Raw genomic sequence first — 19195 nt, 5'->3', positions numbered from 1 at the left:
TCCGGTCCCACGCCGCCGCCAGGAGACCCCATGAAGTTGAACGTCAATGGATCGGAGCGCGACGTCGACGCGCCCGACGACATGCCGCTGCTCTGGGTCCTGCGCGACCTGATGGGCCTCACCGGCACCAAGTTCGGCTGCGGCATCGCGCAGTGCGGTGCCTGCACCGTGCACGTCGATGGTTCGCCGTTGCGCGCCTGCGTGACGCCCGCCTCCGCCGTCGCCGGCAAGAAGATCACCACCATCGAAGGCCTGTCGGCCGACGGTTCGCATCCCGTGCAGAAGGCATGGGCCGAGCTGGACGTGGTGCAGTGCGGTTATTGCCAGTCCGGGCAGATCATGTCGGCCGCCGCGTTGCTGGCCGTGGTGCCCGCGCCGACCGACAGCGACATCGACCACGCCCTCTCCGGCAACCTCTGCCGCTGCGGCACCTACCAGCGTATCCGCGCTGCCGTGCACCGCGCTGCGGAAATCGGCAAAGCCTGATTCCACTTCGCTGCGGCACGCTCGTGCCGTGGCTCCGATCCGATGTTCGACGGAGGTTGTGTCCGTGAACCTTGAACTGAAATCCTCGCGCCGTGGCTTCCTGCGTTCGACCGCCCTGGTCGGCGGCGGACTGGTCGTGGCCATCGCCGTGCCCGGCGCCCGCCGCTTCGCCTGGGCCCAGGAGGCGCAGCCGGCGACCGCGGCGGCGTTCGCGCCGAATGCGTTCCTGCGCATCGCCGCCGACGACTCGATCACGGTGCTGCTGGCGCATGCCGAGATGGGCCAGGGCATCTGGACCACGCTGCCGATGCTGATCGCCGAAGAGCTGGATGCCGACTGGTCGAAGATCCGGGTCGAACACGGCCCGGCCGACAAGGCTTACACCAGCCCGGTGTTCGGCATGCAGGGCACCGGCGGCTCGACCACCACCTGGTCCGAGTTCGACCGCTACCGCCAGGCCGGTGCCGTTGCGCGCAACCTGCTGCTGCAGGCCGCCGCGGCGCGCCTCAACGTGCCGCTTGCCGACCTGCGCACCGAGAACGGCGCCGTGGTCTCCGGCACCCAGCGCCTGCGCTACGGCGAACTCGCCGATGCCGCCGGCAAGCTGCCGCCGCCCGATCCGAAGACGCTGACGCTGCGCGATCCCAAGGACTGGAAGCTCATCGGCAAGGCGACCAAGCGGCTGGACACGCCGGAGAAGATCACCGGCAAGGCCGTGTTCGGCATGGACGTGCAGTTCGAGGGCCTGCTGACCGCGGTGGTGCTGCGTTCGCCGGTGTTCGGCGGCACGGTGAAATCGTTCGACGCCACCGCCGCGCGCGCGGTGCCCGGCGTGCGCGACGTGGTGCAGGTGCCCAGCGGCGTTGCCGTGGTGGCCGAACACTTCTGGGCGGCCAAGCTCGGACGCGATGCGCTGCAGGTGGTGTGGGAAGCCGGCGAAGGCGCCACGCTGGACAGCGCGACGCTGCGGCAGCAGTTCTCGCAACTCGCCACCGAGGACGGCCCCACCGCGGTGCGCGCCGGCGATGTCGTCGCCGAGCTCAGCAAGGCCGCCAAGACCGTCGATGCCGAGTACGCCGTGCCGTATCTCGCCCACGCGGCGATGGAACCGCTGAACTGCACGGTGAAGATCGCCGACGGCGAGTGCGACATCTGGTGCGGCACGCAGTTCCCGACGCTGGACCAGAACAGCACCGCGAAGATCCTCGGCATTCCGCCGGAGAAGATCCGCATCCACACGCCGTTCCTCGGCGGCGGCTTCGGTCGCCGCGCCACGCCCGACTCCGACGTGGTGTCCGAGGCCGTGCACGTCGCCAAGGCCGCGAAGGCCCCGGTCAAGACCGTGTGGACGCGCGAGGACGACACGCGCGGCGGCTACTACCGCTCGGCCTTCGTCGAGAAGATCAAGGTCGGCCTGGGCGAGGACGGGCTGCCGAAGGCGTGGCACCAGGTGATGGTGGGCCAGTCGATCATGGCCGGCACCTTCATGGAAGCGATGATGGTCAAGGACGGCATCGATGCCACCTCGACCGAAGGCGTCGCCAATTCACCGTACGTGCTGGGCACGCCGGCGCACCGCGTCGACCTGCATTCGCCGAAGACCGGCATCCCGGTGCTGTGGTGGCGCTCGGTAGGCCACAGCGCCAACGGCTTCGTCATGGAAGGTTTCGTCGACGAACTGGCGCATGCGGCCGGCAAGGATCCGGTGGAATACCGTCGCACCCTGCTGAAGGACCATCCGCGCCACCTCGCCGCGCTGAACCTGGCGGCGGAGAAGGCCGGCTGGTCGTCGCCGTCCCCGGAAGGACGCGGACGCGGCATCGCCGTGCACGAGTCGTTCGGCAGCTACGTCGCGCAGGTGGCCGAGGTCTCGGTCGAGGACGGCCGGATCCGCGTGCACCGCGTGGTCTGCGCGATCGACTGCGGCGTGGCGGTCAATCCGTCCGCCGTGGAGGCGCAGATGGAGTCCGGCATCGTGTTCGGCCTGGGCGCCGCCCTGCATGGCGCGCTGACGCTGAAGGAAGGCCAGGTGCAGGAATCCAACTACCACGACTACCGCGTGCTGCGCATGCACGAGATGCCGAAGATCGAGGTCCACATCGTGCCCAGCACCGAGAGGATGGGTGGCGTGGGCGAGCCCGGCACGCCGCCGATCGCACCGGCCGTGGCCAATGCGGTGTTCGCCCTGACCGGGCAGCGCCTGCGCGAGCTGCCATTGCAGTTGCCGGTCGCCTCCGCCACCCCCACGCCGACTGCCTGAGGAGACCGCCATGCGCATCGCCCTGATGTCCCTGACCGTACTCCTGCTGACCGCCTGCGGTCCCCGCATCAGCGAGGAGCAGAAAGCACAGGCGCTGACCGCCTTCGCCACGGTGGAGAAGGTGTTCCAGCACCCGCGCTGCAGCAACTGCCACATCCCGGGCGATGCCCCGCTGCAGTTCGATACGCAGACGCCGCACGCGATGAACGTGGCACGTGGACCGGAGGGCAAGGGCGCGCCCGGCCTGCCCTGTTCCACCTGCCATGCCGAACAGAACGCGCCCGCCAGCTACGGCCCGCACGCACCGCCGGGCGCCCCGCACTGGCAGCTGCCGCCGCCGGACCAGAAGATGGCCTGGATCGGCCTGCCGGCCGACCAGCTGTGCGCGATGATCCAGGACAAGAAGCGCAACGGCGACCGCGACTTCGACGCCCTGCTCAAGCACGTGGCGGAAGACAAGCTGGTGTTGTGGGGCTGGAATCCCGGCGGCGAACGCGCCCCGGTGCCGGTACCGCACGACCAGTTCGTCGCCGCGTTCAAGACCTGGGCCGACGCCGGCGGCCCGTGCCCGGCGCCCGCTGCGCAAGGCTAGGACGCACGCGCTGTTGACCCCTCGTAGAGCCGGGCTCGCCCGGCTCACGTCTCGTGTCAAAGGTGCAGCGGAGCAAGCTCCGCGCTACGCCGCCGCCATGTCGCGACGGCGCGCACGCCACAGGCCGTCCGTGGCGAAGATCAGCAGCCCGGTCCAGATGGCGGCGAAGCCGATCGCCCGCTCGATGCCGAAGGCTTCGCGGAACACCAGCACGCCGATCAGCAGTTGGATGCTCGGTGCGATGTACTGCAGCAGGCCCACCACCGACAGCGGGATGCGACGCACGCCGTAGGCGAAGCCGATCAACGGCACCGCGGTGACCGCGCCACCGAACACCAGCAGCAGGTCGTTCTTCCAGCCGTAGCCGCTGATGAAGCCGCCACCGTGGCCGAACTCGCCCCAGACCACATAGGCCAGCGCCGGCAGGAACAGATACAGGCTCTCGACACCCAGGCCCGCCACCGGATCCACCGCGACCAGCTTGCGCACCAGCCCATACAGGCCGAACGAGAACGCCAGGCCCAACGCGATCCACGGCGGCGAGCCCGCCTGCAGCGTCAGCCAGGCCACGCCGAGCAGCGCGAAGCCCACCGCGACCCATTGCGCGGGCGACAGCCGTTCACGCAGCACCAGCACGCCCAGCACCACGTTGATCAACGGATTGATGAAGTAACCCAGGCTGGTCTCGACCACATGGCCCGCATTGACCGCCCAGATGTACAGGCCCCAGTTGAACGCGATCAGCAGGCTGCTGACGCCCAGCAGTGGCACCGCGCGCGGCTGCGCACGGACCTGCCGCCACCAGCTGCGTCCGTGCTTCAGCAGCAGCCAGCCGAGCACCAGCACCGCACTCCACACGATGCGGTGCGCGATGATGTGGAACGACGGTACCGCCTTCAGCAGATGCCAGTACAGCGGCACCACGCCCCAGATCAGGAACGTGCCGGCGGTGATCGCCAGCCCCTTGCGGTCGATGGGCGCGCTCATTTCGCCTGGCGCGCCCGTGCCAGCGTGATGAACACCACGCCCGCCAGGATCACCGCCATCGCGCCGAGATCGTGGCGCGTGAAGGTTTCACCGGCGATGAAAGCGCCCAACGCCACCGCGATCACCGGATTGACGTAGGCATAGCTGCCGACCAGTACCGGGCGCGCATGGTGCAGCAGCCACACATAGGCGGTGAAGGCGATGATCGAGCCGAACACCGCCAGGTAGGCCACCGCCAGTCCGCCGGTGAGCGTCCAGTCCGCCGTGTTGAAGCGTTCGCCGTGCAACAGGCCGGCGACCACCAGCATCACGCCTGCCGCCAGCATCTGCGCCGCCGCCGTCATGAACGGCGAGGGCAGATCGCGGCCGCGCGACCACACCGACCCGTAGGCCCACGCGATCGGCGCGATCAGCAGCAACACCAGGCCGACCGGCGAACCGGTCAGCGAACTGCCGGCGTTGAGCCACACCACGCCGGCGAAGCCGATGACGATGCCCAGCCACTCGGCCTTCGTCGCATGCTGGCCGCGCAGCGCGCCGAACAGGCCCATCCACAGCGGCATCGAGGCCACCGCGACGGCGGCCAGGCCGGACGACACCGTCTGTTCGGCCAGCACCACCATGCCGTTGCCCATCAGCAGCAGCAGCGCGCCCATCACCAGCACGTTCTTCCACTGCGCCCGCGTCGGCGGTGCGACCCCGCGCCAGCGCAGGAACAGGAACATCACCACGCCGGCCGCGACGAAGCGGCTGCCCGACACCATCAGCAAGGGCGGGAAGCCGCCTTCGAGTGCGATGCGGATGCCGAGATAGGTCGAACCCCAGACCACGTAGACGATGGCCAGGGCGGCAGCGACGGCAAGCCCGCCACGCGCGGGCGCGGCGGAAACGGAAGCGTTCATGGGAACCGTGGGGAGTGCGGTGTGGTGCAATTCTAGGCCAGCGGCGGACCAACGGGATGACAGCCCTGTCCGCAGCCGCTTGAAACCTTTCCGGGCAGGCTTGAGCTGCCTTCAAGACGGCGCCGGGTCCGGGGTCACAGGTGTGGGAGCGACGCAAGTCGCGATGGAGCGCTCTGGACATCATGCGCGCGCGCATCACGGCGTCGCCCCCACCTGCGGGCTCCACCGACACGATGCAGCCACCCCGCACACCCGTCGCGACTCACGTCGCGCCCACAACGGACGCGTCGATCAGCCGCGTTCGCGCGCCAGCAACTGCTGCTTGCGCGGCAGGCCCCAGCGGTAGCCACCGGGCGAGCCGTCGCCACGGATCACGCGATGGCAGGGCACGACCACCGCGATGCGGTTGTGCGCGCAGGCGCTGGCCACCGCCCGTGCCGCACGCGGTGCGCCCAGCGACTGCGCCAGTCCTGCATAGCTGACGGTGTCTCCCGCGGGAATCTTCATCAGCGCCTCCCAGACCCGTTGCTGGAAGCCGGTGCCCAGCAGGTCCACCGGCACGTCGGCCTCGCGTCCCGCCAGCCGCTCGGCAACGGCACGCAAGCGGGGTGCCAGGTAGTCGTCGCGACCGGCATCGACCCGCTCGGTCTGCGCCAGCGGAAACTCGTCGCGCAGCCGCCGCTCCAGCGCGGCATCGTCATCGCCCAGTTCGACCGCGCAGATGCCGCGCTCGGTGGCCGCCACCAGCGCGCGACCGAGCACGGTGTCGACCAGCGTCCAGCGGATCGCCACGCCGCGGCCGCCGGCGCGGTAGGTGGCCGGGGTCATGCCCAGCTTCGCCGCTCCCTGTTCGTACAGCCGCGACGGCGAACCGTAGCCGGCGTCGTACAAAGCGGTGGTGACGTCGCGACCTTCGCGCAGCGCGCTCTTCAGCGTGCCGAGCTTCTTGCGTGCCAGGTATTCGGCCGGACTCAGCCCGAAGCGCGAACGGAAGCGGCGCTGCAGGTGGGAGGCGCTCAGGCCGGTGTGCGAAGCGAGTTCCGACAACGAGGGCTCGCCCTCGTCGAGCAGGCGACGCGCCTGATCGAGCGGATCGGCGACAGGAACGTCAGAGGTGGAAAGCGATCGGCGCGACATGGTGTCCATGCGCCCAGACTAGGGCGAGTGCGCCAGCCCGACTATCCGGATCTTGCGCTTCATCCGAGGCGTGAGCGCGGAGGAGTGAGTAACGAGGAAGAGCGCATTGCGTACGCTCACTCCTCACCACTCACACTGCCTCATTCCGCCCAGCGGCCCGGACCCGGCGAATCGGGCAGCACCTGCGCCGACAGCTTGCGGTCCTGGCCGAGGATGCCGATGGCGTCGGACAGGATGGCCGCGGACTCGCGCAGCAGCGGATCGGGGCGCTTGTCCGCCAGCTTCTCGCGCTGCGCATCCTTGACGATATCGCGCTCGGACGCACCCAGACCGTCGTCGGCCAGGTCCTCGGCCAGCGGATCCAGGGCGAGCCCCAGCGCCTTGCGTTCGGCCTGCCGTTGCTTGCGCTGCGCGTCCTGGCGATCGCGCTCGGCGCGACGTTCGGCTTCGTTGAGCGACACGTACTTCTTCGCCGCCTCGGCGCGGAACTGCGCCACGTCCTCGGACCACCACTGGAATTCCTTGTCCTTGGCCGAGCGCGCCGCGTGCAGCGCTTCCAGCCGCGGCAGCAACGGAGCGAAGTTGCCGTACTGCGTATGCGGGACCGCGGCGATGCGCGTCCACGGCAGGGCGTTGTCGTACGTGCTCTCGCCGTACTCGCTGGCATCGACGCTCACCGGGAACGCGATGTCCGGCACCACGCCCTTGTGCTGGGTGCTGCCGCCGGCCACGCGGAAGAACTGCGCGATGGTCAGCTTCACCGACCCGAAGCGCGGCGCCTCGTTGGCCGGCCAGCGGTCCAGGTCGACCATGTTCTGCACGGTACCCTTGCCGAAGCTGGTCTCGCCGATCACCAGACCACGACCGTAGTCCTGGATGGCGCCGGCGAAGATTTCGGATGCGGATGCCGAGGCGCGATTGATCAGCACCGCCAGCGGGCCGTCCCACGACACGCCGGGCTTGCGATCGCTGTTGACCGTCACCCGGCCACCGGATTCGCGCACCTGCACCACCGGCCCCTTGTCGACGAACAGGCCGGTCAGCTCGACCGCTTCGTCCAGCGAACCACCGCCGTTGTTGCGCAGGTCCATCACCACGCCGTCCACGCCCTGGGTCTTGAACTGGGCCAGCAGCTTGGCGATGTCGCGCGTGGCGGAATTGAAGTCGTTCGGATTGCGTCGGCGGCCTTCAAAGTCCTGATAGAACGCCGGCAGCTTGATCACGCCGATGCGGCGCGCGGGCTCGCCGCCGGTGGCCGGCAGCGAAATGATCTCGGACTTGGCGGCCTGCTCTTCCAGCTTGACCTTCTGCCGGGTGATGGTGACCTGCGCATGTTTGCCGTCGATGCCGGCTTCGACCGGGATGTATTCGATGCGGACCTGGGTGTCCTTCTTGCCGCGGATCTGCGCGACGACATCGTCGATGCGCCAGCCGATCACGTCGGTCAGCGGTCCCGACTTGCCCTGGCCGACCGCAACGATGCGGTCGCCGATCTTCAGCTTGCCGCTCAGGTCGGCCGGGCCGCCCGGCACGATCTCGCGGATCGCCACCAGGTCGTCCTGCCGCTGCAGCACGGCGCCGATGCCTTCCAGCGACAGCGACATCGACTGGTTGAAGTTCTCGGCGGTGCGCGGGGTGAAATAGTCGGTATGCGGATCGATCGCGCCGGTATAGGAATTCAGGAAGGTCTGGAAGACGTCTTCGGTCTTCAGCTCGTTGATGCTCCGCTGCAGGTTGGCGTACCGCTTGTCCAGCGTCTTGCGGATGTCGTCGGGCTTCTTGCCGGCCAGCTTCAGGCGCAGCCAGTCGTTCATCACCGACTTTTTCCAGATCGCATCCAGCGCCTTGCCGTCGGCGGCCCACGGCGCGTCTTCGCGGTCGTATTCCCAGCGCTCGTTGCCGTTGAAATCGAAATCCTGCTTCAGCAGCGCGCGGGCATAGGCCACGCGCTGGCCGACACGCTGCTTGTAGACGGTGAAGATCTCGTAGGCCGGGGCCAGGTCGCCGCTGCGGATGGCGTCGTCCATCTTGGTGCGGTACGGCGCGAAACGCGCCACGTCGGCTTCGGTGAAGAACTGCTTGCCGCCATCGAGCGCCTCGAAATAGCGCTTGAAGACGTCCTGCGAGAGCGTGTCGTCCAGCGGGCGCGGCCGGTAGGCGTAGCGGCTGTCCGACAGCAGGCCGTAGACCAGCTTGGACGTGTTGGCCTGGTCGGCGGTGGGCGCCACGGTGATCGCCTCGCCCTCGCCGCGCGCGAGCAGCGCCAGCGGGGTCGAGAGGGCCAGGGCCAGCAGCAGGAGGGGGGCTTTCTTCAAGGTCATTGCGTACTCATGGCCCAAGGGGCCGTCAGGCTGGAACGGACAGCGGATGCGACACGATGACAGTGCACAAAGTTGCGTGCCTTGTCATCTGCCTTTCGGCAGCCTAAGGGCCGGGGCGTAGGAAAAGGTGAACCGCGGCCCTGCCGCGATCCCGCGCCATGCACGCCATTGCGCCCGGACGGTCGCCCGGGTCGCGCGCTACGGTGGACGGCTCAGCCGGCCTGGCGGCTGCTGGAGGCCGCCTGCGCGGCCTGCTGGTCGGCGTGGTACGACGAACGCACCAGCGGGCCGGAGGCGACGTGGCTGAAGCCGAGCGCCATGCCGTATTCCTCCAGCGCCTTGAACTCGTCAGGCGTCCAGTAGCGCAACACCGGATGGTGGTGCGCGGTGGGCTGCAGGTACTGGCCGATGGTGACCATGTCGACATCGTGCGCACGCAGGTCGCGCAGCGTGCCCTGCACCTGTTCCATGGTCTCGCCCAGGCCCAGCATGATCCCGGACTTGGTGGGCAGGTGCGGATGCTGCTGCTTGAACCGCTGCAGCAGGGTCAGCGACCACTGGTAGTCGGCGCCGGGGCGGACGTTGGGGTACAGGTCCGGCACGGTCTCGATGTTGTGGTTGAACACGTCCGGCGGATTCACCGCCAGAATCTCCAGCGCGCGGTCCATGCGGCCCTTGCCGCGGAAATCGGGCGTCAGGATCTCGATGCGGGTGGCCGGCGAGTGCTCGCGGATGGCGGCGATGCAGTCGACGAAATGCTGGGCACCGCCGTCGCGCAGGTCGTCGCGGTCGACGCTGGTCACCACCACGTACTTCAGGCCCATGTCGGCGACCGTATTCGCCAGGCTCAACGGCTCGGAGGCATCCGGCGGCTTGGGCCGGCCGTGGGCGACGTCGCAGAACGAGCAGCGGCGCGTGCAGACCTCGCCCAGGATCATGAAGGTGGCGGTGCCGTGGCCGAAGCACTCGTGGATATTGGGGCAGCTGGCTTCCTCGCAGACCGTGACCAGGCGGTTCTCGCGCAGCTTGGCCTTGAGCCTGGCCACCGAACCGTCGGACGGGATGCGCACGCGGATCCACGACGGCTTGCGCAGGACCGGGGCATCGGCGAACTGCACCGGCGAGCGGGCAATCTTGTCGCCGCCGAGCTGCTTGGCGCCGGTTTCCAGCGACGCGGGCGCGGAACTGACGACCTGGAGGGGAATCACGCGTGCGGGGGTATCGGCCATGGCGGCAATTCTAGCCCCTTCCCCGCACGCCTGGACCTGGAACGCCGCGCCGACGCGTGATGGACGAGGCCTCCTGGAGACGCGCCCGGGACCGGGAGCCGCCGAACCGGAAGCGATCGACACGCTCGGCCGGCAATATAGGGCTGCCCCCCCCCCGGACACCCGGCCCATGACATGGCACGCGGGACCGCACCAAGCGAAGCACGCATAGCGGAGGTTCGTTCCCCGGAACACAGGCATAAAAAAGCCCGCAATGACCAGGTCATTGCGGGCTTGCTCCCTCCCCCACGTCGGGATGCGGGGCCATCGTGAAGGGTGGATTACAGGTGTTGCACGCTGCACTGCAAAACAGAACCGGGCGGTTCACTGACCCTTGCTGTGATGTCACGAATATGAACACCAGCAAAACCCGCGTCGTTGCTGGATGTTACCGATATCAGACCAATTCCCGACCGTTCGTCAGAACGCCGGTTACGTTCTTCACTGCGTTTACCTGAACAGGCGAGCCCGCGATACCGCGCGCAACCATCCCGGCCGGCGCGGCTATTTGAGGTAATGCGGGCGCCCGTCGTACCAGGCCTTGGCACGCACCAGATGCAGCGTGCGCTGCGGGCCCCGGACTTCCATGCCGACACTCAGCGCGCGCCACCGGGCATACAGGTCGCCCTGTCGCTGGTCGCCCTGCAGTCGCAGCCGCGCCAGCATGTCGTAGCGGTCGTTGCGTGCCTGCATCCGGTCCAGGATCAGCACGTCGTCGCGCCACTGCACGCGGCCCTGCACCCGCGCCTGGCCGGCATCGACCAGCCGGTACACCCACGCCGGATACTCCTTCTGCCGGGAGAACAGCGCCAGCAGAAAGCCGACATCCTTCATGGTCACGTCGGCACCGCCGCCGGCGCTGATCGGCCTGTCGATGTCCAGGCGCGCCCGGTCCAGCCTCACCTGCGCCCACCAGCCGCGGCGCGACTCGCCGCCGGGTTCGGCGAAGCCGACATTGCGCACGCGCACGGTGCTGCCGTCGGCGACGAACAGCCGCCGCTTCAGGTCGGCACGACGGAGTTTCAGGTCCAGGTCGATATCGCCGCGCAGCTGGATGCCGGCCAGGTGCATGCGGGTGCCACGACCGGCGATGCGCACCGTGCCGTGTCCCACTTCGCCCGCCGCGTCCAGCGACAGGTCTCCACTGAGCACACCGGCGCCGCCTTCGAAGCGCATCTGCCGGCGCGGAAGGAACGGGTTGTAGACGCGCAGGTCGGGCACGCGCGCGTCCTTGAACACGACCCTCGCCTGCAGGGCATCGCGCAGCTGCGCCAGCGGGCCATCCGCATTGATCGTCAGGGCCAGGTGCCGCCCCTGCACATACGGCGTATCCGGCGTCTTCAGCGGCGCCATGTCGAAGCGGTCCAGCGTGGCCTGCAGCCGCGGCACCAGCGCGCCGTCCTTGCCGGCGTCCAGCCGGATGTCGGCGCGCGCGCGGCCGCGGATGCGGTTGTCCATCACCTCGGCCACCGCGTCGACCTCGGGCACGGTGATGCGGCTGCCCGCCGCCAGCCGGCCCTCCACCACCTGCACATCGGCGCTGACCGCGCCGGCGCCGTCGAGCGTCAGCCAGGGCGCCTGCGGGAACAGGCCGGACAGCCAGCGCAGCGAATCGAAGTGCCAGCTGCCGACGAGATGACCGGACGCGCGCGGCAGCACCCGGGCGAAATCGCGCAGCGGCACCTGCCGGCCGCGCAGACGCAGGTCGGCTTCCACCGCCAGCCGGCCGTCGGCCTGCGGCGGCACCGTCGCCTTGATCGCGATGTCCTCGTCCACCGCCACGTCGATGCCGAGGATGTCGTGACGCACCGCCCCGGCGATGTCGTTGCCCGCCACCGCCATGGTCCATTGCGCGCGCCCGCCCGGTTTCAGCGCGCCCCGATCGAAGCCCAGCGCGATGTCGGCACGCCCTTCGCCGGCCACCGGCTTCACCGTCACCGCGCCCTGCGGACCGACCGCCACGTCCAGGCCGGCGGTGCGTCCGGCCAGCATCAGGTCGACCTGCGTCTTCAGCAGCTTGTCGATACCGGCCGCGTCCTCGCGCCGATGCCGGTCGATCGCGAAGCGCGCCTCCAGCGTGGCCTCGCGCAGCACTTCCGCGCCGTCCCGCAGCAGCCGCGCTTCGGCGAAGGCCACGCGCGAGGGCATCAGTTCCATCGGCCCGCCGCGCAGCTGCTTGTAGAAGCCGACATCGCCGCGTCCCACACCCCGCAGCTCAAGGCCATCGAAGTGACCGCGACGGATCGAGTCGCTGCCGATGCTGTCGAACTGCAGTTCCCAGCCGCCCTCGCGTGGCGGCGGCGGCACGAGTTCTTTGGCGACGCGACGGATGCCACCCTGGACGTCGTCGGCGCGCACGTCGGGCACGTGAAGGCGCCGCGACAACAGCGGCCACAGTGCGATGCGTCCCTCCACCTGCGCGGCCTGCGCTTCCCAGGCGATGCGCCGCGCCTGCCCCCGCAGCGCGACCCCGCGCAGGCTGACGCGTCCTGGCCACCAGGTACGGCCGGACGCCCAGTGCATCTGGAAACGATCCGGCTTGCGATTCAAGGCCTTCTCGCCCAGGGCCGTGTTGAGGAACACGTTGCCGGCGACCAGGTAAAGCGCATACGTCGCGACGAGGGCGATCAGCCCCCGGCACAGCCAGCGCAGGGCGTTACGGCGAAAGGATGTCCGTTCCATCCGCACAGGATGCCGCATCCGGCGCGGGCGGGGTGGCTCAGCGTGCGGCGAAGTGGCCGTGGAAACCCAGCGGCACGGTGTAAGGCAGCCAGGCCTGCGCCAGCGGGCCGTCGTCCACCCGCTGCGCATCGAGTACCGCGATGCCGCTGCGGCCGCGCGCCGCATCGAGCAGCGTGCCGACCAGCCAGCCCTCGTCGGGGCGCGTGCTGCCGGGACGCGGGACGAACAGGTGTTCCTCCACCAGCACGTCGCGGCCGTAGTCGTGCACCTGGCGGCGACCGCGCACGAGGTCGAACGCACCGATCCGGCTGAAGTACGGCGCGGTCGAGCCCTCGGCATGGATCGGCGCATACAGGCGCGCGGGCGACGACGACGCGGTGCGCGCATCGAACATCGGGAATTCGACCCCTGCGATGCCGGTCTCCTGCCACTGCGCCTTGCCGCTGCGCAGGTCCAGCACCAGCTCACGCAACGTCCCCGTGCCACTGTGCGCGTCGCCGTGCACGTCGCCATTCATCGCCGCCTTCATCGGCGAACGCGCCTCCTCCACATCCACGTGCTGCACGGCGCGCACGGTGATGCGTCCATCGCGCTCGTGCGCGTCGCCGAAATGGTAGATGGCGGCGAAGTCGGCCTCGAACCAGCGCGCCTGCGCGGGCGTCGCCTTGTCGACCACGGCGATGCGCAGCGGCTGATCCTGCTGGAACCGCAGGCGCTCGAAGAACGCACCATGGCCCTCGCGGTAGCGGAACGGAATCAAGGCGAAGACCAGATGACGCTCGGTCATGGCGAAACTGTGCAGATAGCCGGGCACCGGCGTCTCCAGCACGTCGGCCGAGGCCAGCGTGCCGTCGCGGCCGATGTGCCACACCACCAGGCCGTTGCCGCCCATCATCGAGATGGAGCCGAAGTTCCATGACGAGCCATCGCGGTCCACCAGCGGATGGGCGGAGAACGGGATCGCGGCCAGGTCCGGGCGCCAGGTCACCGGACCGAGCGTGGTCAGCGCATCGGGATCCAGCTCGAACGCCGAACCCGCTTCGGACAGCGCAAACAGGCGCCCGTTGATCATGGTGACGGAGGTGTTGGCCGTATTGGCATCGTCGTTGTTGCGGATCGGCTGCATGTCCGGGATGGACGTGCCGGCGACCGGATACAGGAAACGCCCCGCCTTCTGCTCGCGGGTGAACTTCGGCGTGGCGACCATGCGGGCGTGGTGGCCCAGGGTGCCGTCGCCATTGAAACGCCAGCCATGCACCATGCCGTCGCCATCGAACCAGTGCTCGTAACGGAAGCCGGCGCGCTCGGTCCACGCGGGACCGTTGCGGTACAGCGTGCCGGCAAAACCTGCCGGCAACCGGCCCTCGATCTGCACGGTGGACGGGCCCAGCGTTTCGGCCTGGACCGACGACCAGCCCGCCAGCCAGGGTTGTGCGCGCAGGCCGGCGGCGAACCGCGCAGGATCGCCGGCAAAGGCGTGCTCACTGCGCAGCAGCGTGGGGGCGACGGCCAGCGCGGTGGCGCCGGAAAGCAGGGTGCGCAGGAAGCGGCGGCGGTCCATGGCGACGCGCCTCAACGCAGGGTGATGTCGATGGCGGCGTCGTCAGCGCCGACGTCGATGCGCGCTTCGTCCCAGGTCGGCTTGCGCATCACGCGCGGATTGTTGCTGAAGCCGTAGGCCTCGACGGGCATGCCGATCATGTTGCTGTCGAGCTTGCCGTTGCCGTTCTCGTCGTGGGTCACCAGCACGGCATAGGCACCGGGTGCCAGCCCCTTGAACACGAAGGTCGCGGTGTCGCCGCTGGGCGGCGCGCCGTCGGCCTGCACCGGCTTGGCCTGGCCGTCCCACCCGGCCTGGGAGTCGACCACCGCCAGCTTGATCAGGCCGGTCTGCACGCGCACGTCGCGCAGGGTGACGATCAGGTCGGCGGCGTGCGCGGGCGCGATGGCGGCGGCCAGCAGGGTGGCGAACGACAGCGTGCGGCGGATGGAACGGTTCATGGCGGACTCCGTGATGGGCGGGACGTGGCGCCAGTGTCGGCACGGCACCGCAGCCGGTCAGTTGCCAGCCGTCACCACTTCCACCTGCCGGAAGTCATCTGCGCCGCCGCGGCGCCCTGCCCGCTCCGGGTTGCCCCACCTGCGCGGCGGGCACCGGGCGGCCGAGCAGGAACCCCTGCACCGCATCGCAGCCCAGTTCGCGCAGCGCCTGCAGTTGCGCCTCGGTCTCCACGCCCTCGGCGGTCACCTGCATCCCCGACGTGCGCGCGATCTGCACGATGGAGCTGATGATCGACACCGTCATGTCGCGCGCAGCAGGTTGCAGCAGCGCCGCGGCGAACGACTGGTCGAGCTTGATGCGGTCGAAGGGCAGCTCGTGCAACTGCGCCATCGACGAATACCCCACGCCGAAATCGTCCATCGCGATGCGCATGCCCGCCGCACGCAGCTGCTGGATCACGCCGCGGGCCATGCGGGGATCGCGCGCCAGTGCGGACTCGGTGATCTCGAGTTCCAGCCGGTGGGGCGGCAGGCCCACCCGGTACAGCACGTCCAGCACCGACTCGACCAGTCCCGCGGCCCCCAGCTGCGCGGGCGACACGTTGACCGCCACCATCACCGGATCGCGCCAGGCGAGCGCGTCGCGACATGCCCGTTCCAGCACCCACAGACCGAGCGGGACGATCACGCCGGAGGATTCGGCCACCGGGATGAAATCGCCCGGCGAAATCTGTCCGTACACCGGGTGCCGCCAGCGCACCAGCGCTTCGTAGCCCTGCACACGCAGGTCGTCTACCCCATGCTGGGCCATGTAGTGGACCTCCAGCCGGCCCTGTCCCACCGCGTCGGAAAGATCGCTGATCTGGGCCAGCCGCGCCTCGATCCGTTCGCTCATGCGGGGGTCGTACAGGCTCAGCGTGTCGCGCCCCTCGGCCTTGGCCGCGTACAGGGCGATATCGGCCTGGCGCAACCATTCGCCCACGTCGGCGGGCCACGTGTCCACCAGGGTCGCGCCGATGCTGGCGCGCACATCGATGCGATAGCCGTTCATCACCTCCGGTTGGCGCAGCGCGTCCTGGATGCGGATCAGCCGTCCCCGCAGCGCGTCCTGCACGGCATCGTCGTCCAGGCCGCGCAGCAGCAGGGCGAACTCGTCGCCGCCCAGGCGCGCGAGCAGATCGCCCGGATCGATCGCGCGCTTCAGGCGTTCGGCGACGAACCGCAACACCTGGTCGCCGGTGGAATGGCCCAGGCTGTCGTTGATCGCCTTGAAGTTGTCCAGGTCGATCAGCGCCACCGCCATGCGCCCGCGCCCCGGCTGCTCGGCCGCGGAGGCCTCCAGGAAGCTGCGACGGTTGGGCAGGCCGGTCAGCGCGTCATGGTGCGCGAGATGATGCAGATGGCGCTCGCGACGCATCGCCTCGGCCTCGCGCAGGCGGGCATCGGAGACGTCGCATCCCACGCCGCGCCAGCCCACCCATTCGCCGGTCGCCGTCTGCAGCGGGTGGGCACTGATGCGCCAACTGGAGGGATCGACCGGCGTGCCCAGTTCGACCACGACGCCACTGAACGCATGCCCGGCGTCGAGCCGCGCCCGCAGCGCCTCCACGCCCACATGGTGGTCGCTTTCCACCACCAGCAGGCGCTGCGCGGAGAACAGCCCGGCCAGATCGCGGCCCAGCAGGCGCCGTCGGTCGCAGCCCAATACGATGGCAAGGCGCGCACTGACGCGCGTCAGGCAGCCGCGCCGGTCGGATTCCCACAGCCAGTCGCGCGACGTGTTCTCCAGGTCGCCCAGCAGCAGCCGTACCTTCTCGCGTCCGTCCTCGGCATCCAGCGTTGCCTGGAAACGCCGGACGAACTGCCAGGAGGTGAACAGCACGGCACTGAACAGCACGCAGGCATAGAAGCCCAGCAGCAGCAGCGTGACCTGCTGGTACTGCAATCCCATGCCCAGCACGATCAGGCAGCCCGCTCCCAGCAGGACCAGCAGCCAGGCCAGCGACAGCAGCGGAAGCGAGAACCCCACCATGGCGCCGGTCGACATGATGCCGGTGGTGGACGCCGAGAACAGCAGCAACATGCCCGGATCGTCGATCTGGCGCGACACCGCCACCAGTCCCACGCCCCATCCCACCGCGGTGATGCTGCACCAGAACAGCGATGCCAGCACGGCACGCCGCGCCAGCACGCGCGGGCGTTCATGCCGCTTCCCCAGCATGCAGTGCGCGTACACGCCCCAGCCGATCTGGGCCACGCTGAAGATCACCAGCCAGCGCAGGCTGCCGACGTGCCCGGCAGGTCCCGGCCATACCGCGGCCAGCAGCGCCAGGGCGGTGAGCATGTTGGTGACGGCGTAACCGCGGGCGATCCAGAAATGCGTGCGCAGCTGCCGGGTGAGCAGCAAGGCGCGCGCCTCGCCGGTTCCGTCCGGCAACGTCCAACAGGTACGCAGTTGCTGCCACAGCGCGCGCATGCGCGGCTCCCGAAGTGGCGCAGGCCGTTAATGTGAAAAGTTCACATTAATCAACGACTTGCGACTTCGATATTACTGCGCCGCCTTGCCCGGCGCGCAAGCGGTGGAGGGCGATTCTGTGTCAGGCCGCACGTTCGGCGCGCGCGTTCCGCCGCTCGCGGACGGCGATGGCCAGCGCGTGCAACACGTGGACGCTCGGCTCCCACGCCAGGCAGCCATCGGTGATGCTCTGCCCGTAGCGCAGCAGCTGCCCCGCCACCAGGTCCTGGCGCCCGCCTTCCAGGTGGCTTTCCACCATCACGCCGACGATGCGGTGCTCGCCCGCGCGCAGCTGCGTGGCGATGTCGTCGACGACGGCCGGCTGGTTGTCCGGGTTCTTGCCGCTGTTGGCATGGCTGGCATCGATCATCAGGCGCGCCGGCAGTCCGGCCTTCGCCAGCACTTGGCTGGCAGCCTCGATGCTGGCGGCGTCGTAGTTGGGCGTCTTGCCGCCGCGCAGGATGACGTGGCAATCGGGATTGCCGGCGGTGGCGGCGATGGCCGAGCGCCCGTCCTTGGTCACCGCCAGGAAATGATGCGGATGCGACGCCGCACCCACCGCATCCACCGCGATCCTGACGTTGCCGTCGGTGCCGTTCTTGAAGCCGACCGGACACGACAGGCCGCTCGCCATCTCGCGGTGCACCTGGCTTTCGGTGGTGCGCGCGCCGATCGCACCCCACGCCACCAGGTCGCTGATGTACTGCGGCGAGATGGTGTCGAGGTATTCGCAGCCCGCCGGCAGGCCGAGCGCATTGATGTCGCGCAGCAGGCGGCGCGCGAGGCGCAACCCGCGGTTGATGTCGAAACTGCCGTCCAGCGCAGGATCGTTGATCAGGCCTTTCCAGCCCACCGTCGTGCGCGGCTTCTCGAAGTACACGCGCATGACGATCTCCAGCTCGCCGGCCAGCGCATCGCGCAGCGGTTTCAGGCGCCGGGCATAGTCGATCGCCGAGGCGGGATCGTGGATCGAGCACGGGCCGACCACCACGATCAGCCGGTCGTCGCGGCCATGCAGGATGTCGTGCAACGCGCCGCGCGCATCGGACACGGTCTGCGAGACGGCGTCGTCGCAGGGCAGTTCGGCGATCACGGCGGCGGGCGTCACCAGCTCATCGAGTCGGCGGATGCGCAGGTCGTCGGTATGGGGGGCCATGGGGGGTTGTTCTCCGGGTCAACAAAAAAGCCGCCAGGTTCGCTGGCGGCTTCAAGGGGATTCTTCTGGTGTCTTACCTAGAATGAACACGTCCTCGCTTCCGCCCTCGGCATCGGAAAGCCGTAGTAGCGAAACCAATAGCGGGCGCGGAGCGGATTCATGCGAGGCATTGGGCCATGCGCGGCGGCCGTTGTCGAATGTTTCATCGGCAACGGAACCCCGCGCGATCAAGCCGCGGTGAAGAACATCAGGTAGACCAGCCGCCCGTCTTCCATCGTGCTGCCGAACGCCGGGCCGGCGGTATGCCATAGCCAGGGACGCAGCAGCAGCAGCCGGTTGAAGCGCATCGGCACCTGCATCGTGGGTTCCCACACGCTGTCGTCGTTGCTGTGCTTCTCGATGATCTCCTGATGCATCTGCGCATGCGAGGAGAACCCCATCTCCGCCAGTTCCGCATCGTTGAGCGGCGCACGGTCACGGTTCGACGGCCGATGACGGAAGAACTCGGTACCGCCGCGGCAGTCCTCCGGCTTGCTGAGATAGAGGATGCCCGACCAGTACGCCTGATCGATGTGCACCTTCGCACTGCCGACATCCGACGCCAGGGTGATGCGGAACTTGCCGTGCGACTGCAGCGGATCGATCGGCTTCAGGCGCTCGCCGGTGAGGTGCGAGGCGATCTCGGACAAGCCCTCGATCTCGATGCGTTCCAGCGAATTGCGGCCCGGGAACGGTCCGCGCAGATCGGGATAGGTCAGCTTCAGCGCGGCCTGGCGCAGCGAAAGCGCATCCTGCTGGCCGAGGAAGTCGTCGACGATGATGAGGGAGGTGTGCATGGCGCGCAGGCTAGCGAGCCCGTGCGCCGACCACAAGGCAAAAAAGAACCCC

General features: G+C 69.1%; 14 protein-coding genes. 3 read left to right on the top strand and 11 right to left on the bottom strand.

What is annotated here, in order from left to right; all coding sequences use genetic code 11:
* The first annotated feature begins 30 nt into the window (after positions 1–30).
* The 3 genes from MMG85_RS14550 to MMG85_RS14540 all read left to right on the top strand — a co-directional run bounded on the left by MMG85_RS14550 (position 31) and on the right by MMG85_RS14540 (position 3338).
* Positions 31–486 carry a (2Fe-2S)-binding protein gene (locus MMG85_RS14550; RefSeq protein WP_241046671.1) on the top strand — a complete coding sequence of 152 codons (456 nt, stop codon included), beginning with the start codon at positions 31–33 and terminating at the stop codon, positions 484–486.
* Positions 487–550: 64 nt separating this feature from the next.
* Positions 551–2746 carry a xanthine dehydrogenase family protein molybdopterin-binding subunit gene (locus tag MMG85_RS14545; RefSeq protein WP_241046670.1) on the top strand — a complete coding sequence of 732 codons (2196 nt, stop codon included), beginning with the start codon at positions 551–553 and terminating at the stop codon, positions 2744–2746.
* 10 nt (positions 2747–2756) lie between these two features.
* A complete protein-coding gene (locus MMG85_RS14540; protein WP_241046669.1) occupies positions 2757–3338 on the top strand; it encodes a hypothetical protein in 582 nt (193 codons plus the stop codon).
* A gap of 84 nt (positions 3339–3422) precedes the next feature.
* Here MMG85_RS14540 and rarD read toward each other — a convergent pair whose 3' ends face one another.
* The 11 genes from rarD to MMG85_RS14485 form a co-directional block, all read right to left on the bottom strand.
* Positions 3423–4325 (bottom strand): EamA family transporter RarD, encoded by a 903-nt coding sequence (gene rarD / locus MMG85_RS14535; RefSeq protein ID WP_241046668.1) that lies wholly within the window; start codon positions 4323–4325, stop codon positions 3423–3425.
* Positions 4322–5227 (bottom strand): drug/metabolite exporter YedA, encoded by a 906-nt coding sequence (yedA, locus tag MMG85_RS14530; RefSeq protein WP_241046667.1) that lies wholly within the window; start codon positions 5225–5227, stop codon positions 4322–4324. The genes rarD and yedA overlap by 4 nt, the downstream gene beginning before the upstream one ends.
* 291 nt (positions 5228–5518) lie before the next feature.
* Positions 5519–6364 (bottom strand): methylated-DNA--[protein]-cysteine S-methyltransferase, encoded by an 846-nt coding sequence (locus MMG85_RS14525; RefSeq protein ID WP_241046666.1) that lies wholly within the window; start codon positions 6362–6364, stop codon positions 5519–5521.
* 140 nt (positions 6365–6504) lie between these two features.
* Positions 6505–8685, bottom strand: a complete 2181-nt coding sequence (locus tag MMG85_RS14520; protein ID WP_241046665.1) for a carboxy terminal-processing peptidase — start codon at positions 8683–8685, stop codon at positions 6505–6507.
* 212 nt (positions 8686–8897) lie between these two features.
* Positions 8898–9914 carry a lipoyl synthase gene (gene lipA, locus MMG85_RS14515; RefSeq protein WP_241046664.1) on the bottom strand — a complete coding sequence of 339 codons (1017 nt, stop codon included), beginning with the start codon at positions 9912–9914 and terminating at the stop codon, positions 8898–8900.
* A gap of 543 nt (positions 9915–10457) precedes the next feature.
* A complete protein-coding gene (locus MMG85_RS14510; RefSeq protein ID WP_241046663.1) occupies positions 10458–12635 on the bottom strand; it encodes a hypothetical protein in 2178 nt (725 codons plus the stop codon).
* Positions 12636–12672: 37 nt separating this feature from the next.
* The gene (locus MMG85_RS14505) at positions 12673–14196 is read right to left on the bottom strand and encodes a carotenoid oxygenase family protein (protein WP_241046662.1); all 1524 of its coding nucleotides are present in this window, start codon (positions 14194–14196) and stop codon (positions 12673–12675) included.
* An 11-nt stretch (positions 14197–14207) separates the two neighbouring features.
* Entirely contained in the window at positions 14208–14636 is a 429-nt protein-coding gene (locus MMG85_RS14500) for a DUF2141 domain-containing protein (protein ID WP_241046661.1), read from the bottom strand.
* A gap of 94 nt (positions 14637–14730) precedes the next feature.
* Entirely contained in the window at positions 14731–17112 is a 2382-nt protein-coding gene (locus MMG85_RS14495; protein WP_241046660.1) for an EAL domain-containing protein, read from the bottom strand.
* Between the two features lie 121 nt (positions 17113–17233).
* The gene (locus tag MMG85_RS14490; RefSeq protein ID WP_241046659.1) at positions 17234–18307 is read right to left on the bottom strand and encodes a 3-deoxy-7-phosphoheptulonate synthase; all 1074 of its coding nucleotides are present in this window, start codon (positions 18305–18307) and stop codon (positions 17234–17236) included.
* A gap of 227 nt (positions 18308–18534) precedes the next feature.
* On the bottom strand, positions 18535–19143 hold the full coding sequence (locus MMG85_RS14485) for a DUF6445 family protein (RefSeq protein WP_241046658.1): 609 nt from the start codon (positions 19141–19143) through the stop codon (positions 18535–18537).
* Between the last annotated feature and the right edge of the window lie 52 nt (positions 19144–19195).

This window comes from Pseudoxanthomonas sp. LH2527, assembly GCF_022539275.1.
Taxonomy (GTDB): Bacteria; Pseudomonadota; Gammaproteobacteria; order Xanthomonadales; family Xanthomonadaceae; genus Pseudoxanthomonas_A.
This window is presented reverse-complemented; position numbering and strand designations above follow the sequence as displayed.